Source organism: Chromobacterium aquaticum, assembly GCF_021129195.1.
GTDB classification, from domain to species: Bacteria; Pseudomonadota; Gammaproteobacteria; order Burkholderiales; family Chromobacteriaceae; genus Chromobacterium; species Chromobacterium aquaticum.
In genome coordinates this window covers 1-5,978 of the sequence record NZ_JAJOHW010000051.1, presented here as the reverse complement: position 1 = coordinate 5,978, position 5,978 = coordinate 1, and the positions used below count along the sequence as shown (strand labels likewise).

General features: G+C 66.3%; 5 protein-coding genes. All 5 read right to left on the bottom strand.

From position 1 onward, the window contains the following. Positions 1 to 147 precede the first annotated feature (147 nt). Positions 148 to 1,503 carry a sigma-54-dependent transcriptional regulator gene (locus LQT98_RS08450; RefSeq protein WP_231461916.1) on the bottom strand — a complete coding sequence of 452 codons (1,356 nt, stop codon included), beginning with the start codon at positions 1,501 to 1,503 and terminating at the stop codon, positions 148 to 150. Further along, positions 1,500 to 3,338 carry an ATP-binding protein gene (locus tag LQT98_RS08445; protein ID WP_048409729.1) on the bottom strand — a complete coding sequence of 613 codons (1,839 nt, stop codon included), beginning with the start codon at positions 3,336 to 3,338 and terminating at the stop codon, positions 1,500 to 1,502. The genes LQT98_RS08450 and LQT98_RS08445 overlap by 4 nt, the downstream gene beginning before the upstream one ends. Positions 3,339 to 3,364: 26 nt before the next feature. Beyond that, positions 3,365 to 4,156, bottom strand: coding sequence for an ABC transporter ATP-binding protein (locus LQT98_RS08440; protein WP_048409730.1), 792 nt, complete (start codon positions 4,154 to 4,156; stop codon positions 3,365 to 3,367). A gap of 246 nt (positions 4,157 to 4,402) precedes the next feature. Beyond that, the gene (locus tag LQT98_RS08435) at positions 4,403 to 5,233 is read right to left on the bottom strand and encodes an ABC transporter permease (RefSeq protein ID WP_048409731.1); all 831 of its coding nucleotides are present in this window, start codon (positions 5,231 to 5,233) and stop codon (positions 4,403 to 4,405) included. Positions 5,234 to 5,252: 19 nt separating this feature from the next. Further along, a partial coding sequence (locus LQT98_RS08430; RefSeq protein WP_231461915.1) for an ABC transporter substrate-binding protein occupies positions 5,253 to 5,978 on the bottom strand: 726 nt, incomplete at its 5' end.

Below are 5,978 nucleotides of genomic sequence, written 5' to 3'. Positions count from 1 at the left end.
TGTGAGAACCTGTTTACGATCTGCTGCGCGTCGCGAAGCGTTGCACGGTGAGTGCGAGCTCAGTGCTCATGTGCCACGAGTACATTCCGCTTTTTCGCTCGTTTTCGCCTTGTCTCGCCCTAGCTCGCGAGCTCGTAAACCGGCTCTTCAGGCGCGGTAGCCGTCCGGGTCTATGCCATGCTTGGCGAACTTGTTGTACAGCGTCTTGCGCGGAATGCCCAGCAGCTCCGCCGCCTGCATTACCTGGCCCTGGGTGCGCAGCAGCGCCTGCTCGATCAATTGCTTCTCGTAAGCGTCCACGCGCGCGTCCAGCGCGCTGGGCGCATAGGCCTCCGGCTCGCCGCCGTCCGGCGCCACGCCCAGCACATAGCGTTCCGCCGCATTGCGCAGCTCGCGTACATTGCCCGGCCAGGTTTGCGCCTGCAAGCGGCCCAATAGCGCCGGTGGCGCGTCCGGCGCCGGGCGGTCGAAGCGCGCCGCGGCCTGCTCCACGAACCACTGGAACAGGTCCGGGATATCCTCGCGCCGCTCGCGCAGCGGCGGCAGCCGCAGCGACACCACATTGAGGCGGTAGTACAGATCCTCGCGGAAGCGCCGCTGCTGGCTGGCCTGCGCCAGATCGTCCTTGGTGGCGGCCACCACCCGGCAATCCACCGGCACCAGGCTGTTGGAGCCCAGCCTTTCCACCACCCGCTGTTGCAGCACCCGCAACAGCTTGGCTTGCAAGGCCAGCGGCATGCCTTCGATCTCGTCCAGGAACAAGGTGCCGCCGCTGGCGTATTCGATCTTGCCGATGCGGCGCTTGAGCGCGCCGGTGAAGGCGCCGGCCTCGTGGCCGAAGATTTCGCTCTCGAAAATGGATTCCGGCAGCCCGGCGCAGTTCAGCGGCACGAAATGACGTTCGCGGCGGCGGCTCCAGGCGTGCAGCGCCTGCGCCACCATTTCCTTGCCGGTGCCGGTTTCGCCGTGGATCAACACGTCGGCGTCGGTGTCGGCGATATTGGCCAGCGTCTCGCGCAATGCCTGCATCGCCGGGCTGTGGCCGATCAGCACCGGCCCGTTGCTGCGCGCCAGGCTGGCGCGCAGTTGGCGGTTTTCCAGCGTCAGCCGCCGCTTGTCCAGCGCGCGCAGCACGGTTTCGCTCAGCCGGCCCGGCGCATAGGGCTTCTCGATGAAGTCGTAGGCGCCGGCGCGGGTGGCCGCCACCGCCATCGCGATGTCGCCATGGCCGGTGACCAGGATCACCGGCAGTTCCCGGTCCAGGTTCAGCGCCTGTTCCATCAGCTCCAGGCCGCTGAGGCCGGGCAGGCGCACATCGCTGAGCAGCACCGCGCGATCGTCGCGCCGCAGCAGGGTGAGCGCGCTTTCGGCGTCGGCGCAGGCTTGCACCGGCAGGCCGGCCAGTTCCAGCGATTGCAGCGTGGCCATGCGCACCGCCGTATCGTCTTCGACATAGATCACGCCGATGCCGGCGCTGGCGGAGGAAGGAGGGGGGCTTGTCATGGCGTGGGCTCGCAGGGCCAGTTGATGATGAAGCAGGCGCCGCCGTCCGGATGGTTGCCGGCCTCGATGCGGCCGCCGGACTGCTCGACGATTTCCTGCACGATGGCCAGGCCCAGGCCCAGACCCTGGCCGCGCGGCTTGGTGCTGTAGAAGGGCTCGAACAGATGCGGCAGATCGGCGTCGGCGATGCCGGGGCCGTGATCGCGCAGGCGGAATTCCAGCATGCCGGCCTTGTGCAGCAGGCTGATCTCCAGCTGGCCCTGTCCTTGCGGTCGCATCGCGTCTATGGCGTTGCTCAGCAGATTGGTGAACACCTGTTCCAGGCCGATGGCGTCGCAGGCGATGGCCGGGCATTGCTCAGGCAATTGCTGCGTCAGCGTGATGCGCGCCTCGGTCAGCGCCGGCTGCAGCAGGGTCAGCGTGTCGCGCAGCGCGGCGAGCGGGTGGGTCTGGCCCAGCGGGCCGCGGTGGCGGCGGGCGAAGGTTTTCAGATCCCGGGTGATGTGGGCGATGCGCTCCACCAGTTGCGAGATCTGGCCCAGATTATCGCTGGCGGCGTCGGCGCGGCCGCGTTGCAACAGGGTCACCGCGTTATCGGCGAAGGCGCGCAGCGCCGCCAGCGGCTGGTTGATCTCATGCGCGACCCCGGCCGCCATCTGGCCCAGCGCCGCCAGCTTGCTGGCCTCGGCCAATTGACCGCGGGTGATGCGCAGGCTGTTTTCGGTCTGGATGCGCTCGCGGATTTCCGCCGACAGCTGGGTATTGCTCAGCGCCAGGTCGCGGGTGCGTTCCGCCACCTTGCGTTCCAGTTGATCATGCGCCTGCTGCAAGGCCTGCTGCGCCGCCAGCTGCTCGCGCAGCCGGCGCAGGCGCAGCCGCCAGTAATGCCACAGCGTCAGCAAGCCCAGGCAACTGACCAGCAGCGTGCTCATGATGGCCAGCAGCGTGAGGTTGCGGCCGTGCATGTCCACCAGCAGCGTCAGCGTCCAGCCGGTTTGCGGCAGTTGCTGCCGGATCTGCAGATAGCGGCCGGCCAGCAGCTTGCGCTCGCTGTCCGGCGCCAGCCAGGCCTGCCGCCGCCAGTCGGCATGCGGCTGCAGCAAGGCGAAAGGGTGCAGCTTGGCGCCCAGGTATTGGCGCGTGGCGTCGATCTGGCGGCGCACCTCGGGCGGCAGCGGCTGCCAGGTGGCGAATTTCCAGTCCGGGTTGGCGCTGAGGAAGGCGACGCCGTGGCGGTCGCTGACCAGCACCGGCTCCGCGCCTTTGCGCCAGGCTTCCTCCAGCGGCGCCAGGCTGACCTTGACCACCGCGACGCCGACGATGCGGCGGCCGGACAGCACCGGCCAGGACAGAAAGTAGCCGGGCTCGCGGCTGGTGCTGCCTATGCCGTAGAAGCTGCCGGACAGGCCGGCCAGCGCCTGCTGGAAATACGGGCGGAAGGCATAGCTGTTGCCGACGAAGCTGTATGGCGACATCCAGTTGCTGGACGCCAGCGCGATGCCGTCCACGTTGACGATGAACAGCGCCGAGGTGCGCGACTGCCGGTTCACCTGCTCCAGATAGCGGTTCAGCGCTTCCACCCGCCGCGGATTGCGCGGCTCCGCCAGCAGGTTGAGGATGTCCTGGTTCAGCGCCAGCACATAGGGCAGGTAGCGGTATTGCTCCAGCGTGGCGCTCAGGTTGGCGGCGTGCATCTCCGCCCGGTGCCGGCCCTCGCGTTCCGCCTCGGTCACCAGCATGCGGCTGGCCAGGATCCAGCCGCCGCCCAGCACCAGCGCCGGCAACAACAGGTAGGGCAGGCTTTTCAGTAGAAAACGCAATGCGCGGATGAGCATGGCAGCGGGCGGAAATCGGTGATGCCTCAGTCTACCGCAGCTTGCAGCTCCGCGGCCTCGTGGCGTGAATGTTCCTCCATCACCAGCCGGGTCAACTCCCGTTTCAGGTCGTTGAAGCCCGGCGCGCTGGGGTCGCGCGGCCGCGGCAGCTCCACCCGCACGTCGCGCTTGATGGTGCCGGGGCGGTAGGTCATCACCACCACCCGGTCCGCCAGGTAGATGGATTCTTCTATGCTGTGGGTGACGAAGATGATGGTCTTGCCGCTTTCCTGCCAGATGCGCAGCAGTTCGTCCTGCAAGGAGCGCCGCGTCAGCGCGTCCAGCGCGCCGAAGGGCTCGTCCATCAACATCACCGGCGAATCCAGCGCCAGCACCCGCGCAATCGCCACTCGCTGGCGCATGCCGCCGGACAGGTCCTTGGGGAAGCGGTGGCGGAAATCGCGCAGGTGCAGCTTGTCCAGCAGCGGCTCCACCGCGGCGCGGATCTCGGCCGGGGAGCGCTTCTGGATTTCCAGGCCGAAGCCTATGTTTTGCTCCACCGTCATCCATGGAAACAGCGCGTATTCCTGGAACACCATGCCGCGGTCCGGCCCGGGCGCGGCGACGCGCTGGCCGGCCACCAGGATCTGTCCACCGCTGGGCGGCGCGAAGCCGGCGATGGCGTTGAGCAGGGTGGATTTGCCGCAGCCGGACGGACCCAGCAGGCAGACGAACTCGCCAGCCTGGATGTCCAGCTGGATATCGCGCAGGGCGATCACGTCGCCGCCCGGCGTCTTGAATACTTTTTGCACTTGTTGCACTTCGATTTGAGCGCTCATGCCTCATCCTTCCATGTCGCGCAGCAGTGGGGGCCGCTGTTGCGCGAATTCGTTCTTTGCGCCGCGCCCGTGTCGAGACGGGCCCGGCGGCGCGTTGTGATCAGCGTCTGTTCAATGTTTCGCGAGCTAGGGCGAGACAAGGCGAAAACTGCCGCGAAAGCGGAATGCACGAGTGGTACATGAGCATTTCGAGGCGGCGCTCACCTTGCGACGATCCACAACGCGCAGCAGACATTGAGCGGGTTCTTATTGGTCGATGCCGCGATGCCACTTCAGCAGGCGATTGTTCAGCCCCTGCATCAGCACATCGATCAACAGGCCGAGAATGCCGATGGTGACCATGCCGGCGATGACCTTGTCGGTCCAGAAGTACTCGCGCGCCTCCATGATGCGATAGCCGACGCCGCTGTTCACCGCGATCATTTCCGCCACGATCACCACGATGAAGGCGGTGCCCATGCCCACCCGCGCGCCGGTGAAGATGAAGGGCGTGGCCGCCGGCAGGATCACCCGGCGGAACAGGGTGGCGCGGCTGGCACCCAGGTTGCGCGCGGCGCGGATATAGATGCCATCCACATTGCGCACGCCGGAGATGGTGTTCATCAGAATGGGGAAGAACGCGCCTATGGTGATCAGGAACACCGCCGGCGGATTGCCCAGGCCGAACCACAGGATGGACAGCGGGGTCCAGGCGATAGGCGGAATCGGCCGCAGGAACTGGATCAAGGGATTGAACGCCCGGTACACCGGGTCGCTGACGCCCATGAACAGGCCCAGCAGCAGGCCCAGGCCGCCGCCCAGCGCGAAGCCCAGCACCACGCGCCACAGGCTGGCCGCCACGTCGTGGATCAGCTCGCCGGACAGTAGCCAGGCGAGATAGCCGCCCGCCGCCGGATCGTAGGCTTCCAGTGGCTGCCAGTAGGCCAGCCATTTCTGCAGCACCGCCAGCGGCGAGGGCAGGATTTGCGGATTGATCCAGCCCAGGCTGGAACTGGCCTGCCAGAACAAGAGGATGGCGATGGGCACCGCCAGGCTGGACAACAATGGTCTCAGCCGGGAAAACACAGTCTGCTGCATGAATACGCTCCCGCCGCCGTCAATTAACCTTGAGTTCCTGTTTGGCCTTGCTCAGCAAGTCCAGCTTCACCCAGTCCGCCGCCTTGGGCGGCTTGGCCATCTTGCCGATGCCGTACTGCTGCATCATGTCGGTGGTGGTCTGGATATGGGCCACGCTCAGATCGTAGCTATAGGGGGAGTTGGAGATCGCGTCCTGGAAGTCGTCGGCGCTGATCTGATTCTTGAACATATTCTCGCGCACGTATTTTTCCGCCAGCTTGGGGTTCTTGATGAAGGTATTGGTGGCCTCCACGAAGCATTTGATCAAGCGTTCCGCCACGCCGCGGCGCTCCTTGTACATCTTCTCTGTCATCACTAGGGTGCGGATGGGCTCGCCCAGCGGGGTGTCGTAAGGCTTCAGCACTTCCACGCCGAAGCCCTTGTTGATGGCCTGGGACGATTGCGGCTCGGACTGGCTCATCGCGTCTATCTGCTTGCCCATCAGGGCCTGGTTCAAATCGGCGAAGGGCATGTAGATCACCTGCACATCCTTGCCCGGCTTGTCGGACCAGCTGAGCTTGTACTTGGCCAGTTCCGCCGCCAGCAGCAATTCCTGCGCGCCGCCGCGCGCCACGCCCACCTTCTTGCCCTTCAAATCCTTGACGCTCTTGATGCCGCTGTCCTTGGCGGCGACGATGCGCGCGCCGCCCTTGGCGAAGCCGGCCACCGCGAAGATGGGCGCGCCGCCGGCGCGGCCGGCCACCGC